Below are 22610 nucleotides of genomic sequence, written 5' to 3'. Positions count from 1 at the left end.
GAATTTGATATTAATCCCTTCAATCTATTTTATCATTATGCGAGAGGGTAAAACCTCTCGCATATCTTTGTCATCTTCAATTTATTTTTTTTTTCCATATGGCAACCGTCAGCATTTCCTGTTCTCTGCTAAGCGGATTAGGGCGAATTATTAGTTACCCTTATTATCCTGTTTAGGTAATATCTCATCCCTGTTACTTTGAATATTCCTGTATATATTGCGAATAATATTCTCTGCAAAGGTAAGATGAGGAAGATCATTGATCAAAAAGATCATCCACCTATATTGGCATATTGCCTGTGTTCCTGAATTCTCTTCCCAATAAAAGGCCTTTTCAGGGCTGCCTATCATAATAGTAAAGGGTTGTGGTTTTTTAGATCTATTTTTTAACAGATCGATCCAACCTAATAATTTACTCTTAGCCGCGTCCTCTGAATCGAATTTTCCAATATATACTTGCGCAGCATTCCTCCCAAGCTGATAAGTGGCGCCATAGGCATTTTCAAAATCAATGCCATAAATAATGCGGGATTTAGTATAGAATATTGAGTTTTTATAGCGGTTCTCCAAGGGCAAAAGATTGTGATGATAAGCGCGATTGCTTATTTTTGAGTTATGCGATATCTTGATCCGTTCCAGCAATTCTTCTCCGTAGTTCCTGTAAAAAGATGAATAGGTAGTGGGGTTTGTGGAAGAATAAAACCAGAATGCATAAATTCCCTTCCATCCTGCAACAAAAGGCGCTTTATAAGATATTTCACCATCATTGTACTCCCATCGCTCCCGAGGAATTGCTGTTAATCCAGAATAGACCCCATAGCCTTCATCAGCATTTGCATATTTTGCAACACCAAAGTAGATTATAATACCACTATAATTGTAGATCCCGCCGCTTATTTGAGAAGGACTAAATTCTGTTAGCAATTTGTTTAAGATTTTATTTTTATTGAATAACTCACGACTCATGTTCCCCTTTATTCTTTTTTGCAGAATCGCCTCCTTCTTTTCTCCAAGAGAATTCGGAATGAAATCTTCCAGATCAGCAGAACATCCGATTCCGATAATTAGGATTAAAGAAGCAATGAAGGCTTGTCTTAGCTGAATATAATTGAACCTAATATATTTCAATTTTGAATTCATAATTTATGATTAGTTGAAGTTTCTTTATCAGGATAAATTGTCTTATAAAAACACCGCCTCTGGTGGTGATTTTTGGATGGTTACATATATCTTGCCATAAAGATATGTTAATTAGTTCATTTTCTTTTAACCGGAGCTTTCCACATATCATGAAGATTGCATTTAGCAACAATCCAATAATCAGCTCTATCTGGGTCGGGTAATGTAAATGTGGCTTTTGCTCTTGATAAAGAGAATGGAATTTTTTTCGAAGCGATCTGTTTTTCCCCCTGCATAAGAGCGATCACCTCAATAAAATGACGGGGATTTTTCCTGGGAAGAAATGGAATGCAAACCTCAATAGTATTTTTATCATTGTTATTAAATGTAATAATTGGAGTATGGGAATCAGCTTGTGACTCCCACCGGCCCTCATTCCCGGAAGTATAATATTTGGGCTCCTTTGAGAGGTTGTTGGATATATCTCCTTCATCAACACCCTCGTTGTTGCTCATCTCGCCACATTGTGGAAGAAAAAGAATCAATAAAACATACATGAAGGATATAATATATTTTCTCTTTCTCATTATGTTAAATATTGTATAGTTCTCTCGGGAATTGTCAATATTAATATTTTTCTATTATTTTGATATATTGAAGGAACTTTTATCATAAAGCCCTCATGAAACCAAGGATTTTATAATAAAAGGTTATGTCCCTCTTAACCCTTAAAAGTGTCATAATCCTCGCCAGTTGCATAGATTACAGCACCACCCTGTAAATTCTGAAGATGTTACTACTTTTCTTTCTATAAAACAGAAAAAAAAGTTGAAATTAATGTTCATTATCTAAAAATTGTAATTCTTGTTAGAAGGTAGGATGATACATATCGACTTATAGTATTATAATCCTGAATCACCTATAGGCTTCTAATTAAATTATTAATGAATAAAGGGAGGTATAAAGTAATGGGTATATTGGATGGCAAGGTGGCAATAGTTACTGGTGCTGGTCGTGGTATTGGCCGTGGTATAGCTTTGCTCGCAGCCAAAGAAGGAGCAAAGGTAATAGTTAATGACTTTGGCGGACATTTTGATGGATCAGGTGGAGCAAAGAGTCCTGCGGATGAGGTAGTAGATGAGATAAAGAAGAATGGCGGAGAAGCAGCGCCAAATTATGAGAGTGTGTCAGATTTTGAAGGGGCTAAGCGCATTATTCAGACTGCAGTGGATAATTACGGTCAATTGAATATTTTGATTAATAATGCAGGCATCTTAAGGGATAGGATGGTGTTTAAGATGTCAGAAGAGGAGTTTGATGCAGTATTTGCTGTGCATGCCAAAGGAACATGGAACTGTATGAGACATGCCAGCGCCTATTGGAGGGATCAGCATAAGGCAGGCAATATCCTTAATCCGAGAATAGTGAGTATGACATCAGATGCCGGCTTATTGGGAAATCCTGGACAAACCAACTATGGTGGAGCAAAGGCAGCAATAGCGGCAATGGCTGTTATATGTGCTGGGGAACTGTCAAGATATGGTGTTACAAGCAACGCGATCGCTCCTATGGCAAGGACAAGATTAACTGTTGATGCTACACCACAAACCGCGGAAATGTTGGGGAAGCCGGTTCCAGAAGGAGAGTTTGACTTTCAGCATCCAGACAACGTTGCTCCAATGGCAATTTATTTGGCTAGCGATGATGCTAAAGATGTAACGGGACGTGTATTTAGGGTAGGTGGAGATAAGGTATGGTTATTTCAGGGATGGCATACAGTTGGCAGCATCTCGAAGGGAAAAGCTAGATGGGAGCCAAAGGAGCTTGGCCCTAAGGTTGGAGAAATGGTCAAAAAAGCCCCGCCGCCAGAGGACTTAACTTCTGTGTTTTCTGAAATTTTAGGTTAAATATGATCGACTTATATTCGGAAATCTTGGGAGGCTCTATTAACAAAAATATATGAAATCAGGAGAAGGGGGGCCTTATATCAATAGCACAAGGGCTGATGCCTCCTTAATCACAAAACAATTTGTTACAATAATATTTTTTATTAGTTATAATCTAATCAGTATTATTCAGCAGTTGTATTATACTAAAATAATCCAACTGCTGAACACAACGATATGCTAATGGATTATTAAGGGTGAAGTTAATAGTCCCGCTAAGGCTAAGTTTGGATTTCAACCGTTGAAGTTGGTAGATATCCAGCTTAGTCTTTTTTATTCTGTCATTTTGAGGATGAAGATTACATCTTAAGGTAGATGGCAATAATTAGTATTGAGTCCGTTAAATATTATGAACACTGAATAACAACAGAATCACTCTGTTTGTATTTGAATTTATTTTGGAGTTATAAACTACAAGAGTTTTAGAGAAATTGAGTGGCTTGTTGCCATTAATAATATTAAACATCAATCTATAAGGGTTCTCAAAGAAATTATAGTTATTGATGTAATGACTTGTTGAATTATATAAGGAGAGATGAAATGGTTCATATTGCTGGCAAAAGAATCCTAATAACAGGAGCTGGTAGTGGTTTGGGAAGAGCAATGGCAATCGAATTCGCAAAGGAGGGATGTAGAATTGCTGTAGCTGACATAAATCAGGATAGGGCAAAAAAGACAGTGGAGCTTGTCAACAAGAAGGGGGGAGAAGGTTTTGAAATAATCTGTGATGTAAAAAGAGCCACAGGGTTTGACAGAATTGCGAAAATTCTCAAAAAAGAATGGGGTGGCATTGATATCTTAGTTAATAATGCAGCCGTAGCTGCCGCCGGTTATATGGAGAAAATTGGAGTAAAAGATTGGGATTGGATTATAAACGAAAACCTCAAGAGTGTAATATATGGATGTAGAACCTTTATTCCAGTGCTTGCAGAACAGGGGGAAGGTTATATTGTTAATATCGCATCAAGTGCAGGCATTGTTTCATTACCTGAGATGAGCAGTTATAATGTTTGCAAGGCGGGTGTCATCTCCCTGTCTGAGACTCTTCGTGTTGAACTTGCAAAGAAGAATATTGGCGTTACTGTGGTGGCTCCAACCTTTTTTAAAAGCAATCTAATGGATCAGTTTATCTGTACTGATGAAGGACAACGAAAGTTTTTTGAAGCATGTATGGAGAAGGCCTCAGTCACTCCTGAGAGGATTGCACAGCATGTAGTGAAATCCATAAAGAAAAAGCGCATGTATGTGATTACTCAATTGGATGGGAAGTTCGCATGGAGATTTAAACGTTATCTTCCTGAATTATATTTTAAGATTTTATCATACGTATATTGTAGGGATTATTTATACAAAATATTCGACATCAAAGCCAAGCAATAAATATGAAGTAAATTATTGCCACCTATTTCAAAAGAATATCTTTTATTGAATAATAAGGGAGGGGGAATATGCTAATTGAGACAAATGGAGTAGAGACAAACTATGAATTAACTGGAAATGGCGCTTGTTTGGTGCTGATTCATGGCTTCAGTGACAATCTGAATATGTGGTATCATCAAGTACCGGCGCTTGCAGAAAATTACAGGGTTCTTACCTATGATGTCAGAGGCTTTGGGAAGACAAAAACAGAAGCCGCTTCCTATTCAATGGATATATTTGCTGATGACCTCTATGAATTGCTTATGGCCCTTAATATTAAATCTGTCTGTGTGCTTGGATATTCTATGGGAGGACGGATAGGTCTGAAATTTACACTTAAGCATCCTGAATTGACCAGAGGATTAATATTTGCCAATAGTGTTGTGGGAGGATCAAGAACAGCGGAAATGGAAGATAGAGCAAAATTAATGATGGATATTCTCGAGAAGGGCGATAACAAAGCTATTTCTGAGATGATGGCTGTTGGCTCTTTTTCTCCTGATTATAAAGAGAGAAAACCATCAGAATTCAAGAAGTACATGGAAATTAAGATGCAGAATGATCCATCCTCATATCCAGCAGTTATGCAGGCGATGTTCTCAGAATTTGAGGCTACGCCTGATTTAAGTCAGTTAAAATGCCCGGTGTTGATCATTGCCGGAGAGAATGATGCATTTATGGAAGTGAGCATTGCTGAATCTATGAAAAGGGATATAAATGACTCTGAACTTAAGATACTGCCTACAGGTCATGCCGCTGCTATTGAGGCGCCGGATCTATTTAATGGGTTGGTTTTTGAGTTTGTGGAAAGGCTATAGCGGTTACTTTTATCAGCGCTGTTCATTAATATCCATCCTTTCGAATAGTTCTGTAAGTGAATTATAATTAGCATGGGAGAAAATTTATTGTGGAGGAGATATGATTAAGATACCCGAACTTAAAAATCTTATCTGTAATCAGCAGGGATCAGTCTTAAATGTTACTCTCAACAGGCCTGAAAAACTTAACGCCTTTGATATGGATATGTTTGAAGGCTTGAGACAGGTAGCAGAGATCGTTTCGAACGAGCGGGATATACGTATGGTCGTCTTTAAGGGGGCTGGGCGGGCTTTCTCCTGTGGCGCCGATCTTTCAGGTGTAATGAGCAGACAAAATCATGCTGAAATCCCTGTTGATGCTAATAACGACGATGATGTAATCGCCCAGGGCATGAAAAATATTCAGGGCGTGTTCGATAGGGTCGAGAATATTCCAAAACCCACGATTGCCTCAATCAATGGTCATGCCGTTGGTGCAGGACTGCAATTGGCCCTTGCTTGTGACTTTCGCATTGCATCAAAAGGGGCGAAGCTTGGATTGACGGATGTAAAAATTGGTATAATTCCAGGCCTAGGCGGAACCACCAGACTCCCCCTTCTCATAGGCCTTGCAAGGGCAAAGGAAATAATTATGACAGGAGATCTCATCAGTTCTCAGGAAGCTGTAAATATCGGTCTGGTCAATCAGGTTGTTGAAGGAAATGATCTTGATAAGGCAGTGCAAGAACTAACGGAGAAGCTTATCAGTCGAGCGCCGCTTGCTTTAGCCGCTGCTAAGGATCTTCTCAATACAGGTGCATCGCTTGATAGGGTGGCAAAGATACAGTCCAATCTTATAAGATCATCCGATGCAATAGAAGGGATGACCGCTTTCCTCGAAAAACGGACACCTAATTTCAGCGGTTGCTGAATCATTGACTCCTTATCCTCCCGAAGAAGAAGGAAGTGCCTTTTTAGGTTGCTTTATAATATATTATTAATTACTACAATTTCGTATTAAGTTGATTTATTACAGGTATGATTTTGAAAAACATATTAAGGATTAAGGAGGGATGAGAGGATGAATACTACTGAGAAATTAGCAGATTTTGTTGTAAACACAAAATTTGATGATATACCAGCACAGGGAATAAGGACTGCCAAAAATGCAATGATGGATTGTACAGGATGCGCTTTTGTTGGAGCAAAACAGGAGATAGGAAGGATTATTACAGATTATGTTGTGGATATGGGAGCTTTGCCTATTTCCACTGTGATTGGCCCAAAACTTAAAACTAGCCCAGAGATGGCTGCATTTGCTAATGGAATAATGGCACATGCTGAAGATTTTGACGACATCTGTGTTGCTGTACTTGGCCATCCTAGTGTGCCGCTATTTCCTGCTATCCTTTCATTGGGTGAAATGCTGAAAGCATCAGGTCGGGAGCTTATCGAGGCCTATGTTATTGGGCTTGAGGTTGCAGCGAGAATAGGCATTGTTCTGAATGGCGATCATTATGCTAGGGGATGGCACGGCACATCAACAACCGGAACAATTGGAGCCGCAGCTGCGAGCGCAAGGCTGTTGAAATTAGATGCCAGAAGAGTAAGAACTGCGATGGGGATGGCTGCTTCTCAGACCGCTGGATTGAGACAAAACTTTGGTACCATGACAAAACCATTCCATGCGGGCAATGCCGCAAGGAGTGGCGTAACCTCAGCAATGCTGGCTAAAAGGGGTTTCACTGCTGACCAGGATATACTTGAAGCCCCATTAGGGTTCTTTCAGGTATATCGAGGTAATGGCTTTCCGCCACTGGAAAGCATTGTGGAAAATCTTGGCAAGACCTTTGAAATTGTAAAAACAGGCATCGCATTTAAGCTATACTCCAGTTGTGCAGAGACCCATTCAGCAATTGAGATTATGCTCAATATGGTTCAAGAACATAATCTTAAACAAGAGGATATAAAAGAGATAGTATGTTCCTTCAATAATATGATGAATTCTGTAATGCTTCATCATAATCCCCAAACAGGCCTGGAGGCTAAATTTAGCGTTGAATATTGCATTGCCAGGGCATTGAGGGATGGCAAGCTTATGCTTGATGACTTTACGGATTCACGAGTTAATGAACAAGAGATAAAAAATATCATTGATAGGATTGTTATCAATATTGATGATGAAATACCATTCTTTGCTACTAAAATTGATGTAGAATCAACCAATGGGACGAAGCTGTCTAAACGCATAGAACTCCCCAGGGGATACCCCAATAATCCGCTCTCTCAAGTAGAGATGGTGGAGAAATATAGAGGGTGTGCCAGTCTTCTCCTGTCCAAGGATAACATAGATAAGAGTGTATCAATGTTCGATAACCTGGAGGATGTGAAGGATATTTCAGAGTTAATGAAAATTATATGCTAACCAATCGATTTCGTTATGCAAAGACCACCCCATTCCTCACTTTATTGCCTTGACATTATGATATGCACAATAGTAAATAATATCCGCTTCTCAATACTAATGATATAAAGTTATAGTTTTTTATGTGTGGTCGTTTTGCACAAATATGCAGCAAGGCTGTAATTGAAGAAGAGTTTGAGGTTGAAGAGGTAACCTTCGATCTCAAACCAAGCTATAATGTTGCGCCGGGACAGGATGTGGCCATAATCATAGATGATGGAACGAGAAGGCTTCATCAATTTCAGTGGGGTCTCATTCCATTTTGGGCAAAGGATCCCTCTATTGGGAGAAGGATGATCAATGCGCGTGCTGAAACGATTTATACAAAACCGAGTTATAAATACGCCTTTAGAAGCCGTAGGTGCCTGGTTGTTGCGGATGGATTTTATGAATGGCGAAGGGATGGGAAAATGAAGGTTCCTGTATTTTTACGCCAAAGATCTGAAAGGCCAATGGGATTTGCCGGTCTGCATGAGACCTGGATACCCAAAAAAGGAGAGCCAATTAACACCTGTACAATTATTACTACTGAGGCTAATGAGTTAGTGAAACAGATCCACAACCGCATGCCAGCAATTATAAATAAAGAGGATGAGTATATATGGCTTAACTCTGCTATTGAGGATAAGAAGCTATTACTTCCCATGCTTAATACAGATGAGTCTCATAAAATGGAGGGATATGAGGTATCTACATATGTAAATTCCCCGAAAAACAATTCACCAGAATGCATTAAACCAATTTAGATTTACTTATTATTAAAATATTTCTAATAATGTTAATCCATAAATCAAATGAGAAAACACCATTCATTGCGAGCAGCTGTTATAAAGATACGCTTGATTTATCTTTTTTGGTTGCCTTTTCTCATCAAAAGCTTAGTAAAAGTCATTCCAAGTTTAGCATATTATATGTACATAAGATAATAATGTTATGATGAAAATCAGCCTTGCATCCAACTCCGGGTTCTGTATGGGAGTTAAAAACGCTGTCCTGCGAATCGTTAATGAGATAAATAGCGGTAATGAAGATATTAGTGTCTATGGACCATTGATTCACAATCCTCAGACCATAGAGGTTCTCAAAAGCAGAGGGCTTATTACAATAGATAATCTTGATGCGATAGATAATCGGACTGTTGCAATTAGAACTCACGGCGTTACATTTGATATTCAAAACGAGATTAGGGAGAAAGCATCCAGATGTATAAATCTCACTTGTCCAAGGGTTGCTCGGGTTCAGGGAATCATCAAAAGATATGCACAGGAGGAATATTTTACTCTTATCACTGGAGACAGGAATCATGCAGAGGTGATAGGTCTCATGAGTTATGCTACCTCAGGAGCCTTTATTATTACAGATATAGGTGATATAGACAAAATTGCTTTGAAGGAAAAGCTGATACTCGTATCACAAACAACCTTTGATAGCATGCTATTCAATAGGATAGAATTATTATTAAAAGAAAAATTTCCTGATATAATTGTTTTCAATACCATATGTGATTCCACCTACAAAAGGCAGGGGGATGTAATATATGCTATTGAACATGGGATTGATGCGCTTGTTGTGGTTGGGGGGAAAAACTCGGCTAATACAAAACGGCTTGCACAAATTGGAATCGATCAAGGGATCAAGACCCTTCATATAGAGACAGAGAAAGACCTTAAGCACCATGACTTTAATGATGTCATTCATGTTCTAGTAACGGCTGGAGCTTCAACGCCGGGATGGATAATTAATAATGTTCTAGATTGTCTCTATGATTTTAAATATCAGAAAAGCAATATCATAATTTCTCTTTTAAAGCGTTCTATTGAATTTTTTGTACGAACAAATATCCTCTTTGCTATTACATCATTCTTTATTACATGCTTTGTGCAGTTATATTTATTGAAGGCAATTGATTACAGGCTCTCCTTTCTAAGCTTTTTCTATTTTCTTTCAGTTAATACAATCAGTAATTATTCTCAAATCAATTATCTAAAGACGAGTAATCCCTATAAGTTTTCACTATATAACAAATGGAAGAAGTCCTTTCTCTTCCTTTCCTTTAGCTCCTTATTCATATCCTTTTTGTTAACACTCAATTATGATTGGCCAATTATTGTAACTTATGTATCAACACTTTTTGGATTGATCCCTTTAACCGGAATAATGGGTAATATAATCCATAAGACTAAAGATGGGTTTTATCAATCGCTTTATAATGCGCAAATCTTTATTACCTCTGGTATATGGATGGTTATATCAGCTATATTACCGGCAATGCATCTTGGGATTGATCTGTCCCTAACACTACCACTTCTATTGTTCCTTTATACATTCTTCTTAATGAGGAATATCCTGCTCAGCATAATCAGCCATCAGGGGGATATAATCCAGGGCAAGGAGAGTTTTCCTATACGACAGGGCGCTCGGATTACAAGGTTGATCAGCATTGGCATCTCAGCTATATCACTTATTATATATGTTATTAGTAGCTTAATTCATTCTTATTACATAATGACATTTTTTTCATTTACTATCATCTACTATTGTGTCTTACTTATCTTTTTTTTACGGTTAAATTACCTCATATCACTCAAGTATGAATTCTTGGTTGAATTGAATCTTCTTCTTTTTATTGTATTATACCTAATCGCTATAACTGTCTATTACTAAAGGAGTTGTTAGCTGTATTGATTGCTTGTTAAAACCTATGACTTCAATTAAGTTAAGTAGTTATTGTTTGATTTAGAGGAAATCTCTGCTAATATTACTATAAGAACGAGAGAGCAGCGCTTCTTTGTGTCTGGGTGAATTATATTTATCCTCAATCTGATAAATAGTATTCAACAGTGGATACAACACGTACCCTCTTAATATGCGGATTATTTTTATCCCTCGGTCTTATGCTGAATTGCCCCTGATAAGCCTTTTTGATTTTTCCAAGTTCGCTCTGAGAATCGGCTGCAAATTTTTGCGCAACTTCTCTCGCCTTTTTCGTTGCTTCCGCTATCATTTCCGGTTTTATTTCATTTAGCCTTGTAAAGATATACTCTATCTGATAGTTGCTATCTGTAAATACTATTCCCTTTTTCCCAAGCTTAGATAGTGAACTCATAACAGCACGAACATCCTTGACATTCTTTGAATAAACCGTAACTGTTTGAAGCGCGGTGTAGCGAAACTCTGCCTTGAAATTATTGCCATATTGCTGGGCGGATTTATCAGTGATTGCTGGTGAAGAGAAAGATATTTCATTGGAATTGATACCATTTGACTCAAGAAATATTTTGATCTTTGAGGCGTTAGATTCGATTGAGTTGTAAAGGTTTCCTAGAACATTGCTTGCTATAGTGAACTGAATTGGCCAAATAACTATATCTGCCTCATATTCACGCTCTGATAGCCCCTTGACAATGACGGTGCGCTCATACTCCTTAAATTTAATAACCGCGCTGGCCAGCAGATGGCCTAGTATAGCCAAACCCAAAAATATAGATACCCCAAATATAAATGCGTTTGTTTTATTATTCTCCTGCATATGATTCTCCCATGAATATAATGATACAATAGCGAAGTGCTTATTTGAGTAGATTCTCGCTTTAAGAAAATCAACTGTCAAGAAAACAATTATTTTACTCAAGATGTATCTATTATTTATCCTTGACTTAAGTAGCCTTATTAATTAAATAGATCAATTATTAAAGAATTTTGATATCCGGGCTCTTGTAAAAATCGGCAATAAATTACATTAATAATTAAGGAATTCAAGTAAGATAAAATTATAAACATACATATAGGTCTTATTATTTGAGTGGTGCAGTCGCTCATCATATTGGGGGGGTAGTAAATGAATCAGGATAAAGATAATAAAACACAAAATGGAACGAAGCCCTTGGATGGGATTCGAGTGCTTGAATATGGCATCTTCCATGCTGGGCCGGGCGCCAGCGCCATATTGAGTGACCTTGGCGCTGAAGTAATTAAGATAGAGACTAAAGCAGGTGATCCCTTGCGGGGCTGGGTTGATGCAGGGAACATATCTTTCCAACTTCCCCATGATCGCAATCTAATGTTCGATTATTCTAATCGTGGCAAGAGGGGAATTATACTGGACATAGGTCAGGAAAAGGGGAGAAATATTTTTAATCAACTCTTGAAGGATAGTGATGTTTTTGTTACTAATCTTCGCAAAAGTACTAAAATAAAAAAGGGCTTAGATTACACAAAAATTTCCGAAATTAACCCAAAAATTATTTATGCAAGCGTTTCGGGTTTTGGTCCTGAGGGACCAGTATGCGACATGGGGGCCTATGATCCCTTAGGACAGGCAAAATCTGGAATGATGTTTGCCGCGAATAGCATGATGCCAAGCCTAATACACCTTGCAGTCCTAGATCAATCTACTGCAATTGCAGCCAGCCATGCAATACTTACAGCACTTTTAGCAAGGGAGAGATTTGGAACGGGTCAAGAGGTACATGTATCCCTATACAGTACGGGTATTTGGCTTATGAGCGCTAACATAATGGCAAACAGCTTGGCAAGATTTGGCACATTGAGCGGCGTCTTAGACAGGGAACACAACTCTCCCCTTCGCAATTGTTTCTGCAGCAAGGATGGCAAATGGGTAATGGGTGTTCATCATCCTCCTGAAAGATATTGGGAACCATTATGCAGAGCTGCTGGCCAAGAGCATCTCATTGATGATTCACGTTTTTGCGATGAAGAAAAAAGAAGAGAAAATTGTGCTGAACTGGTAGAAATTTTTGACAAGGTCTTTGCCACTAAGATGTTAGATGAATGGATGGAATTATTTGTTGAACATGGTTTGATGTTCTGTCCCATACAGAACTTTGAGGATGTTTTAGTTGATCCTCAAGCATTGGAGAATGAATATATTACTGATTTTCAGCATCCTGATCTTGGTAATATTAAGATTCCGGGATATCCTGTTCATTTTAGTGACTATAGTGCTGGAATGGATAAAACAGCCCCTACCCTTGGGGAGCATACTGATGAAATACTTCAAGAGATGGGATTTTCAGATAAAGAGATTCAGAATTTAAGGGAAGAAAAAGTAATATAATAGAATGCTTTTATATTACAAACCCCTTCTTTCATTATCTTAGATGTAATCTCTATGTTAGATGATACATAGTTAAATGATATCCTGATACATCAATTAAGTGACTGCAAGCAATGTAGGTGATTTTCTTTTGATTCAAACCTCGAGTACTATTCCCGTTGTTTTAAATACATCATTCATCCCTTTCAATATATCTTCCAAGACTTTTGATATAATCCTTCACAAATTGGCAATGAAATTGTGGTTGCCTTGTATCATTTTATGACGTATAGTATTTTATATTGGAATAATATCGAATCTCTGATGAATAATTTCTGTGCAGAAATAATTGAGTGACATCGCAGTGAATTCAGAATAAATACCATGATATCAATCTATTATTACCTATTTTTGATAATCATTCCCATTGGCTTTTTGGTTTTTTTTGTTTTTGGTTCTGCCCAACTGACCGCACGACTGCGAAATGCAGAGGAATATATAAACAATAACGATTATCAAAAAGCATCCGAGATTGTAAAGAAAATCATAGAAAAAAAGAATGATCATGTTCCAGCAAGATACTTAAGAGTTCAAATCTACATTGATCAGAAGCAATATCTTCTGGCGATAGCTGAATTAAATAGTATCCAATCCATTACTGATTATAAAAAATTTGTGAGTGAACAAGAGATACACAGCCAACTGGCAATGCTATATAATAAAACCGGTCAATGGCAAAGGGAGGTTCAAGAATATATAGCACTGCTGACATTAAATCCCGATGACATATTGGCAAATAATAGGGTTGGCCAGGCCTTATATAATCAGGGACAATTTGAAAGCGCATTAGCCTATCTTACAAAGGCCCTTGAGCTTGATCCATCCCAAATGGATTGTTACCTTCCCTTAGGAATATCCCTATACCATCTCTCACAATACGATGAAGCTGAACAATTTCTCTCCAAGGTAATTGAATTTTTAAAGGATCAACATGAGGCATATTACTATTTGGGACTTATTAAAAGGGATATGAAGGATTTTGATGCAGCAATTGAGATGTTTGAGAATTCAAAAAGTGATAATAAATTCTTTATTAATAGCCTTTATAATTTAGGAGAGATATATTTACATCAGTCAAAATATAGGGAGGCAATAGCAACCCTTGAATTGGGAGTGGATAAACTTAAGAAGAAGGCGGAGGAGTCCCTTGATTATAGATATCTTCTTGCTGAATGCTATGAGAAAAATAATGAAATAGAGGATGCCGTGTTTCAGTGGCAGGAAATTGCAAGGGATAAACCGGGATATCGAGATATTCAATCTAAAATAGAAGGCTATAAAGAAATACTAAATAATGAAACCATGAAATTACTCTTTACAACACCGATGAGTGGGCTTCAACCCCTAATAATCGAATTGATAGCAAGACTGAACTATAACATCACATCGACTCAGACGGTAAATGAAAATGAAAACTTATATCGAGCTTTTAATATTAAAAGGATGAATGACCCATCTACTATAATATATTTTAATAGAACAACTAGGGAAATATCGATTGATCAGGTAGATGCCTTTTATAAAATGGCAGTTAATGAAAAATGCAATAATTGCATTTATATTACTACCTCAGGCTTTAGTCAAAAGGTTAAGAACGCAATGGCCTCAAGGAATGTTGAGCTTATTGATTCGAATGAACTTAGTAGAATAATTGGAAAAATTAGATTAAATAGGCCTGTTTTGTAATTTGTTAAATGCAGAATTTTATTTCAACAATGCAACCGCGAAATGACACCTCTTAGGTTTACGGATAGAGGTTCACAATAATTTATAAAATTATCATAAACATTTACCCCTAATAATCCTACATATTCGTTGATTCCTTAGTCTCTTATCTGTATAAGCAACTCATAAATTACCTCTGTGAATTAGCTTAATTATTGGAAGTGATAATTTTTTATTCATATCCAATATTGAGCGGCAATATAAAATTTTTTATTTATTAGGTAATATCTTGACTTTTTTAGATATTTTATTTTAGTGATATTTAGTTTAAATAAAAGAGTGGGAGGAAAAAGATGACACTTGCTTATTGGATTTTATTCGTAATGATTTTTTATCCAATGGTATTTGCAGGCATTGCCAAGGCAGGGGAGAGGAGATTCAACAACAATCAACCGCGCAATTTTCTAGCGAGTCTTACTGGATACCGTCAGCGTGCCAACTGGGTACAGGAGAATGCCTACGAGGGATTTGCCCCCTTTGCAGCAGCTATTATTATTGCTCATCAACTTAGTGTTGCTCAAAATCAGATTGATGGGCTCGCAATCGCATACTTGATACTCAGGATAATCTATGGAATCTGCTATATTGCTGATCTTGCGACTTTGCGGAGTCTTGTATGGATGGGTTCTTTAGGATGTGTGGTGGCCCTGTTTATATTGGCAGCATAATTTATTGAAAGGGATATCAATAAAAGCATAATAATCCGCTGAGGGATTATTATAATCAAAGATATGAAAAGAGGTCTTTCATAATAATTTATCAGAAAGGAGGAGTACAATGGGTACAGAGAAGGTAGCTCAGTTTATAACAGATACAAGCTATGAGAAGATCCCCAAGGAGGCAATAAACAGCTCGAAACAGGCAATTCTTGATTGTCTGGGGGTTATGCTTGCAGGGTGTGATGATCCTGGGTGTAAAATCTTAAATGAATATATTAAAGAGGAGGGTGGGGTAGCTGAGGCTGGAATTATCGGCGGGAATCTCAAAACCACAGCTTCTCAGGCTGCTTGGGCAAATGGAAACATCGCTCATTCCCTTGATTATGATGATTATGCAGCAGCCTTTGTTGGTCATCCTACAGTGGCGCTTCTCCCTGCAATTTTGTCAATATCAGAGAAGTTACATCTATCCGGCAGGGAGATACTTCTCTCTTATGTTATTGGCTTTGAGACCGGCGCTGCGGTGTCACCGTTATGCGGCTTGCAGAGCTATATGGTAGGCTGGCATACTACTTCAACCATAGGAGCCATCGGCGCTGTCGCTGCTGCGGCCAAGCTGTTGAATCTTACCGTCGACCAAACAAGAATGGCTCTCGGAATTGCCTCATCCCTATCAAATGGTCTAAAGGAAAATTTTGGCACAATGACTAAACCCCTTCATGCTGGGAATGCCGCAAAGAATGGTGTAGTCGCCGCAATCTTGGCAAAAAAGGGTTTTACAGCAAATGAAAACATCCTGGAAGGAGAGCAAGGATTTTGCAGAGTCTTTGCAGGAGGGGCTGAGATTGACGCTAATGAGATAGGTAAGTCATTAGGAGAGGAGTACACCGTGGCCAAGGACCTCTCGATGAAACCCTATCCCTCTTGCGCAGGCACTCATGCCACCATTGATTGTGGTTTGTATTTAAACAAAAACTACGATATCAATCCTGAAGAGATAGAGGACATTGAGATTAGAATAAATCCGGGTTTGGCTAAATCCACAATTCATTCTAATCCTCAAACCGGACTAGAGGGCAAATTCAGCAATGAGTATTGTGTGGCGACTGCCCTTGTGGAGGGTGAAGTAGGACTAAAGCACTTTACTGATGAGAAGGTTAATCAGCCTGTGATTAAGAGATTGGTTGAAAGGGCTAAGTACAACAACACTGAAGAGACAGCCTTAGGTTCAGAGGTGTTAGTGACGTTGCGCGATGGCAATGTGCTCTCTCATAAAGTTAATTCACCAAAGGGTTTTGTGGACAATCCCGTGACTATGAGCGATACAGAGATCAAGTATACTGACTGTGCCTCTTTAATCATGCCCAAGGGAGAGGTTGATCGGTCATTACAGCTTATTACAAATCTGGAGGAGTTGAAGGATGTTGTCACTTTGATGGACATCCTAACATACAGAGGCAAGAGCCCGGCTTCCTGATACAATTGGAAGCATAGATTTTATGTTCTCCTGTAATATTATCATTTTATACGTGGGGAATTAGTAATATTGGTTAGTATCAATTAGAATTGTAAAGCTGAAGGGAGTGGCGCCTGCCTTGATCTTCGCTGAGTGCAGAGAAAAGGCGTAGTCATCAACACAATTTGGGAAATATTCGAATCATCCTCCAGCAAGGTCCACCTATGTCATTCCGACCGAAGTACCGGAATCTTCTGTTTTTTTAGAAGGTTATAGGTTCCTGCATTTGATGGAATGAGAACAGATGCGCTGTGTTTTTTTGTACTGGTATATCAAAGTTGACTATTCCTGTAAATATATTCTATCTCTAATCCATCATCCATCCAGCACATGGAAAGCGCCCCTCCCTTCTTTATAATCTCACCCTCAATATGCCAGTCCCCCATATCAGCATCAATGTTAAAGACCCTCATCCTTCCCCCAATTTGGGGCCCTACTAGTTTAATCTCTTCCCGATTTTTGCCATAAATTGGTGCATGCCCTATCACCATATATTCAATACGAATACTTTCCATTATCTTGCTCAGGGTTTCTTCATCCTGCAAGGCAAATGTCCTGTTGGTGACCTGCCAACATATATTGGCATCCTCCTCAAGGCTTCGTGTGAAGCAGGTAACGAAATCCTCATCATCTCTACAGGACTCTTCAATCATATGATAGGCCTTCTTGCTTATGCCTCCATGAATGAATAATACATTATTCACAATTGCAACCAAGGGCCTACTCTCAAGCCATTCATAGTATTCCTCAATTTGATCCCAATATCTCAGATCTTCCTGTAAAAGATTTCTCTCATGATTACCTAACAAGGCTATGAGTTCCCCTCCTGTCCTCAAGGTCTCCCTTTCCAGATTCGAGATTAGATCTAAGACCTTTCGCCCCTCCGCGTCCGCATCCACAAAATCGCCAGGAATGATAATTAGTGTCTCGCTACCCTTATACTGAAGGCGATCTCCCCCTATCTTAAATGTGTTGCCTCCATCTTCATCAACCCTCTCAATTATCCCTACCCTTTCAAATAGCTCAACCAGAGGCCTATACCATCCATGTATGTCGCTTACAGCAATTACCCTCTTTACGCCATTCCTTTGCAAAAGCCTCACACAAGACATCGTTATTCACCATCATCTTATTTGCCTTATCTCCCGAAAAGCAGGAAAGTCAATCAGGTTTGGAAGATAATATTGTATAATTGCTCAATGACCCAGCAATAATTATATCACAATTTCCTTTTTAATTATCATCTCCTTCTCCTCCTCATCAGGGTTTACCCTGTAGAGCACTTCGTTTTTATCGGCGATAAGGCTTCTTGCCTGGAGGAAATCCCTAAACTCTGACTTGACACCGCATACCTTTACAATGACCGCATCTGAAATGGAAGCGCCATGAACAAAGATGTCCACATCTCTTTTAAATTTTTCTTCAGGAGTCTCTATTCGTTTCGGCGAGTATGTTGGAATAAATACGATTCTAGCTCCCAGTCCCCTCATTGCCAAAAAGCCATCATCCTTGAAAACATCAGCGCATATTAGAATCCCGAACTTTATCCCATAGGAAGAAAAGACATTATAGCTGTCTCCAGGAGTGATAGCCTCATGTTCTGTAAAATAAAGATTTCGCTTTCGATAATAACCGAGAAGTCTTCCATTATCAAATACAAATGAGGTATTATATATTTCCCCTCCGGATATCTCAGGGGTGGTTCCACCAATGACTACTGTATTTAGGCATTTAGAGAGGGTTTTAATTCTATTCCTCTGCTTTTTAAAGTTGTGGATTGTCTGTAGATTGGTTCCAATCTTTTTATTCACAAAAAAATATTCGGGGAAACATACAAAGTGAGGCCTGAAACTTCTTATCTCATCAGCATCCTTGTGAGTGATTCTTATGCCAAGCTGTTTCTGGATGAGGGCTACTCTTACTCTTTGCATTTTGGAGATACCATAACCGATCGTATTAATATAAACAAGGGGTTGATATAACTGTATTTGTACCGATTATTTTCTTCTCTCATAGGTAGAGACTGAGATCGATTTTGTAATATAGATAATATCACTGTTTCTATCTGTCAAGACAAAAGGCTATAGATGTTATGATGGTGTTTTAATTTTTTAAAAATATCATATCTGTTGTCATTCACCCGCATGCACAGGTGCAGGCTCTGCGAATGCAGGAATTTATGATATCCTTAAAAATTCAGAAGATTCCAGCACTACAGTACAGCTGGAATAACATAGGATATAATTTAATTATTCGATATATTCATACACTACCGATCTTATTCGTTTATTCTTTTTTGTGCGATAAAAGCAATCCCTTGAGCATTGAGGTCAATATCACTCTTCACATATTGAAGGATTTCCGGTGAAAGCCGCAATCCTCTGCTCTCAATTTCAGATTTAAAAAATTTAAAAACCCTTTCTTTACAATATTTTTCCAGACAAACACTATCCTTCCCAGAGTTAATAGCATCCTTAAGGATATTTTCCATTTTATTTATATATTCTATCATCATCTCCGCCCCTTCCTTCATCTCCTTGAAAAGACCAAAATGCGTTAAATAGGCGACATCCGCTCCAGTATTTAGAATTGCATCAATGCTCTTTCGCGCTTCTTCAGGATCAAAGTCAGTGGGCGAGGTTGATGGATAAAGAAATGATCTCTTTCCACCTTGTAGAGCTGGAAACGCAATGCCAAATGAATCTCCTGTAAGAATTCCATTAGAATGGGAATCATAGATACACATATGATGCTTTGCGTGTCCCAATGTGTAGATAAACCTGAGCTTTCTCTCTCCAAGTTTTATTGTCTCGCCATCTTCAACCACACGAACACGACCTTCATCCAATGGCTCAATCACTCCGAAAATCCTTTTAAAATTATCCTCACCGTATACAGCTGTGGCGCTTGTAATAAGCTTCTCAGGATCTATAACATGCCTAGCTGCCCTCTCGTGAGCCAACACAACAGCCTCCGTGCACTCCTTTGCAAGCGCTGATGTTCCGCCCGCGTGATCCAGATGCACATGAGTAATGATTATATACTCTACATCCTCAGGTTTGAGACCATGTTCCCTTAGAGCAGATAATAGCCTTGGCACAGCATACTGGGTATTATTTTCAATAAAAGCCGCCCTCCTGCCCTCAATTAAAAGATATGCAGCAGCCACCTCCGGAAAGAAGTGATGACAATCGATTGTAATTACATTATCTGACATTTCATATCCGATTATTTACTAAAAGACTGGTTATTGTCAAACGGGAAAAACTCTATTTTAGGGAGTTGCATCTATACGACAATAGCTTATCATCCTGAATAGAATTCCCCAAAAATTGGGGAATTCCTAATTGTTGAAGAATAGGGACAACTGGTCAAGTGTTATTTAATCCAAAATGTGAAGAACATACGTTATATGTGTATTGACTTGTGGTGACGGTTGCTCCTGATGATCAATTGTGTATCCATCCTCCATTGGAATGGTAAATGTATATGGCTCCCCTCCAACCATATAGGGGTATGTAAGAGGAGGTTCATCCGGACAGTAAAGTGTCATCGTTGTGTCAAAATTAGGTGACAATGTCAGCTCCAGCTTTGGATCTTCTGTTTCAGAGACTATCAATGTGCCGGTGATTGTAAACTCCACTTCGCCTTCTTTTGTCCATGTGCAATCAACTGAGCAATCATCTGGATCATAGCCCTGGCCGTCTCCGCCAAACATGCACGTGCCTTGTCCATCAAGATTGCCAGATCCATCAGGATTGATGGCGGTAACACTGAATGGAATGGACCCACTATAAACAATTGTATCATAAATTACACAGTATTCCTCCATAGTCTGATCATAGGAAATATCCAGAGTAAACTCAGTGGGTACTATTTTAATTTTCTGCTCGCCTGTAATTGATTTCGGTGTATCATCCATGCATGCCTCATGGGTTGCTTTTACAACCGCATCGTCATCCTCGGCGATGAAGGTAACCTGCGCCTTGCCGTTTGATGATGTTGAGGCAGTTTCAGGAGTAACATCGCCAGGACCTGAAGACACCTCAAATTGCACCACCTTGTCAACCATAGGCGTTCCCTCGCATAGAAGCGTAGATGTCACTTCAGACATGTCGCCCTTAGCGACTGTTGGGGGGGCTGCATTAACCGTCATTTCAGGCGCTGTGCAATCATAATATGCGACAATGGTCAATTGGATAAATACAGACATTGAATTGCCATCGCTGATATCCCAATCAACGGCAATCATGATCAATGGAGCATCTGCGTTATCTGTCGATCTTCCTACCCGTTTCATTATCCCGTCTCTCTGGCCATTTATCTCCCAGTCAAGGATAAAGTCCAACCCAACCACCTCCCAGCATTCATTGTTCTTGGCTCTCTTGTCTCCCAGTTTTATAAAATCCGCAACTGACCTCATCCTTTCTCCACCGTTCATATACCATTCAACATAGAGATCCAGAAAGGTTTCCGGATCGCCTCCCTCAATGAGGTAGTTGACATCTATGCCTCCATAACCGCAAAAATGAGTGACCTCCGCGCTAAATGAATTCCCATCTGCATTTACTGATGCAATAAAACCAGTTTGAACTACAGTGTCACTCTCAGATTCCCAGAGTAGCAGAGGAAATTTTTCACCGGGTGTCATCGGATTAGAAGCAGGGATTGTTACTGTAACAGGTTTCTGGAACGTAAGACCATCAGGACCAAACTCAACCACACCGGCCAAACCTGGCACAGGGCACCAACCAGGGGGTAATGAAGAATTGTCGCTGTAAGTTTTAATGGAGATGTCCACCGACTCTGTCAGAGCGCCAGGAGGAATAGATACAGAAGCCCCGCTAGGATCAGTCACTGTCCCGCCATCAGGGGTTACAGTTGTATTACCTGAACCTCCCGGGGGAGGTAAGGGTATATTTGATCCTGAATTATCATTATTGCATACTGTAACACAAAAAGGGAGGATTAGAAAACATATAATAATAGACGAAATACTTGATTTAATTCGACTAAGATTTACCCGCTTTGTTATCATGTTTACATGCTCCTTATATTTAGATTTGCCACATCGATGTTGCTGTTATTAAATGTTTCGTTAATCGAAAAGGGAAATTAATTCTTATTAACCTCTATTTTTGAGCAATCCTTTTTTTGTATTCCATGTTGGCAACAATATGGAATATATTTATAATCCTCTCAATATAAAGATATTCAATCAAATCATAGGGCATGTTTAGCTATATATTGGGCTATTGCAATAATAATTTTGATTAATTGATAAATTTCACAGCACCTTGAATTGCAACCTCATAGAGTAAAACAAATCGCGTATAATTCATTTTTTAATTTACAATGCTTTAATAAATAGATAATCATTTTCACATCAAATGTCAAAAAATAATGAAACAGCCTTTAGCTCTTGTTATAAATTTGTTATCCCAGTATGAATTTGCTGTTATACTAAAACGCAATAAGTTTACGAAATAATTCTTAATGAGCTAATACGATTTATACGATTTAGAAAGTATATGAACTTTCTAAATACAGAACAAATCCAAAAGCTTAAAGACGCCCATCGAGAAGCGAAAAGAAGAAGAGACATCAAAAATGCAGATAAGATAAAAGCAATTCTTCTACTGAACCATGATTACAGTTATGATGAGATTGCCAAGATACTTCTTCTCGATGATTCAACAATTCGACGTTACTATAAAATATATAGGACAAAAAACCTTGATGGTCTATTAAGATACAATTACAGGGGAAAAGAGAGTTATTTATCTGAAGAGCAAAAAAACAAACTTGCTAAACATTTGAATGATAATCTCTATCCCGATGCTAAAAGT

The 22610-nt window shown here is 38.5% G+C and carries 19 protein-coding genes; 12 read left to right on the top strand and 7 right to left on the bottom strand.

Features of this window, described 5'->3' with window-relative positions:
• Nucleotides 1-150: 150 nt before the first annotated feature.
• Both SVZ03_15460 and SVZ03_15455 read right to left on the bottom strand, forming a co-directional pair.
• Entirely contained in the window at nucleotides 151-1128 is a 978-nt protein-coding gene (locus SVZ03_15460; protein ID MDY6935607.1) for a hypothetical protein, read from the bottom strand.
• Between the two features lie 128 nt (nucleotides 1129-1256).
• The gene (locus SVZ03_15455) at nucleotides 1257-1706 is read right to left on the bottom strand and encodes a desulfoferrodoxin family protein (GenBank protein MDY6935606.1); all 450 of its coding nucleotides are present in this window, start codon (nucleotides 1704-1706) and stop codon (nucleotides 1257-1259) included.
• Between the two features lie 381 nt (nucleotides 1707-2087).
• Between SVZ03_15455 and SVZ03_15450 the strand changes: the two genes are divergently transcribed.
• The 7 genes from SVZ03_15450 to ispH all read left to right on the top strand — a co-directional run bounded on the left by SVZ03_15450 (nucleotide 2088) and on the right by ispH (nucleotide 10409).
• Entirely contained in the window at nucleotides 2088-3026 is a 939-nt protein-coding gene (locus tag SVZ03_15450) for an SDR family oxidoreductase (protein MDY6935605.1), read from the top strand.
• A 579-nt stretch (nucleotides 3027-3605) separates the two neighbouring features.
• Complete coding sequence (locus SVZ03_15445; GenBank protein MDY6935604.1) at nucleotides 3606-4445, top strand: SDR family oxidoreductase; 840 nt, start codon at nucleotides 3606-3608, stop codon at nucleotides 4443-4445.
• A 68-nt stretch (nucleotides 4446-4513) separates the two neighbouring features.
• Nucleotides 4514-5302: an alpha/beta hydrolase gene (locus SVZ03_15440; protein ID MDY6935603.1), complete on the top strand. Its 789-nt coding sequence runs from the start codon at nucleotides 4514-4516 to the stop codon at nucleotides 5300-5302.
• 100 nt (nucleotides 5303-5402) lie between these two features.
• Entirely contained in the window at nucleotides 5403-6212 is an 810-nt protein-coding gene (locus tag SVZ03_15435) for an enoyl-CoA hydratase/isomerase family protein (protein MDY6935602.1), read from the top strand.
• A gap of 150 nt (nucleotides 6213-6362) precedes the next feature.
• Nucleotides 6363-7706 (top strand): MmgE/PrpD family protein, encoded by a 1344-nt coding sequence (locus tag SVZ03_15430; protein ID MDY6935601.1) that lies wholly within the window; start codon nucleotides 6363-6365, stop codon nucleotides 7704-7706.
• A gap of 122 nt (nucleotides 7707-7828) precedes the next feature.
• On the top strand, nucleotides 7829-8491 hold the full coding sequence (locus SVZ03_15425; protein ID MDY6935600.1) for an SOS response-associated peptidase: 663 nt from the start codon (nucleotides 7829-7831) through the stop codon (nucleotides 8489-8491).
• Nucleotides 8492-8678: 187 nt separating this feature from the next.
• Entirely contained in the window at nucleotides 8679-10409 is a 1731-nt protein-coding gene (ispH, locus tag SVZ03_15420) for a 4-hydroxy-3-methylbut-2-enyl diphosphate reductase (protein MDY6935599.1), read from the top strand.
• 151 nt (nucleotides 10410-10560) lie between these two features.
• On the opposite strand, the gene SVZ03_15415 is transcribed toward ispH, so the two are convergent.
• Entirely contained in the window at nucleotides 10561-11274 is a 714-nt protein-coding gene (locus SVZ03_15415) for an SIMPL domain-containing protein (GenBank protein MDY6935598.1), read from the bottom strand.
• Between the two features lie 309 nt (nucleotides 11275-11583).
• Between SVZ03_15415 and SVZ03_15410 the strand changes: the two genes are divergently transcribed.
• The 4 genes from SVZ03_15410 (at nucleotide 11584) to SVZ03_15395 (ending at nucleotide 16722) form a co-directional block, all read left to right on the top strand.
• Nucleotides 11584-12822, top strand: coding sequence for a CoA transferase (locus SVZ03_15410; protein MDY6935597.1), 1239 nt, complete (start codon nucleotides 11584-11586; stop codon nucleotides 12820-12822).
• 363 nt (nucleotides 12823-13185) lie between these two features.
• Nucleotides 13186-14547: a tetratricopeptide repeat protein gene (locus SVZ03_15405; GenBank protein MDY6935596.1), complete on the top strand. Its 1362-nt coding sequence runs from the start codon at nucleotides 13186-13188 to the stop codon at nucleotides 14545-14547.
• A gap of 332 nt (nucleotides 14548-14879) precedes the next feature.
• Nucleotides 14880-15254 (top strand): MAPEG family protein, encoded by a 375-nt coding sequence (locus tag SVZ03_15400; protein MDY6935595.1) that lies wholly within the window; start codon nucleotides 14880-14882, stop codon nucleotides 15252-15254.
• 109 nt (nucleotides 15255-15363) lie between these two features.
• The gene (locus SVZ03_15395) at nucleotides 15364-16722 is read left to right on the top strand and encodes an MmgE/PrpD family protein (protein ID MDY6935594.1); all 1359 of its coding nucleotides are present in this window, start codon (nucleotides 15364-15366) and stop codon (nucleotides 16720-16722) included.
• A 311-nt stretch (nucleotides 16723-17033) separates the two neighbouring features.
• Here SVZ03_15395 and SVZ03_15390 read toward each other — a convergent pair whose 3' ends face one another.
• From SVZ03_15390 to SVZ03_15375, 4 genes are all read right to left on the bottom strand, one after another.
• On the bottom strand, nucleotides 17034-17873 hold the full coding sequence (locus tag SVZ03_15390; protein ID MDY6935593.1) for a metallophosphoesterase: 840 nt from the start codon (nucleotides 17871-17873) through the stop codon (nucleotides 17034-17036).
• A gap of 102 nt (nucleotides 17874-17975) precedes the next feature.
• Complete coding sequence (locus SVZ03_15385; GenBank protein MDY6935592.1) at nucleotides 17976-18692, bottom strand: carbon-nitrogen hydrolase family protein; 717 nt, start codon at nucleotides 18690-18692, stop codon at nucleotides 17976-17978.
• A 347-nt stretch (nucleotides 18693-19039) separates the two neighbouring features.
• The gene (locus SVZ03_15380) at nucleotides 19040-19978 is read right to left on the bottom strand and encodes an MBL fold metallo-hydrolase (GenBank protein MDY6935591.1); all 939 of its coding nucleotides are present in this window, start codon (nucleotides 19976-19978) and stop codon (nucleotides 19040-19042) included.
• Between the two features lie 165 nt (nucleotides 19979-20143).
• Nucleotides 20144-21799, bottom strand: coding sequence for a hypothetical protein (locus tag SVZ03_15375; protein ID MDY6935590.1), 1656 nt, complete (start codon nucleotides 21797-21799; stop codon nucleotides 20144-20146).
• 493 nt (nucleotides 21800-22292) lie between these two features.
• Here SVZ03_15375 and SVZ03_15370 point away from each other — a divergent pair.
• On the top strand, nucleotides 22293-22610 hold a 318-nt coding region (locus tag SVZ03_15370; GenBank protein ID MDY6935589.1), incomplete at its 3' end, for a helix-turn-helix domain-containing protein.

This window comes from Spirochaetota bacterium (assembly GCA_034190085.1).
Lineage (GTDB): Bacteria > Spirochaetota > UBA4802 > UBA4802 > JAFGDQ01 > JAXHTS01.
This window is presented reverse-complemented; position numbering and strand designations above follow the sequence as displayed.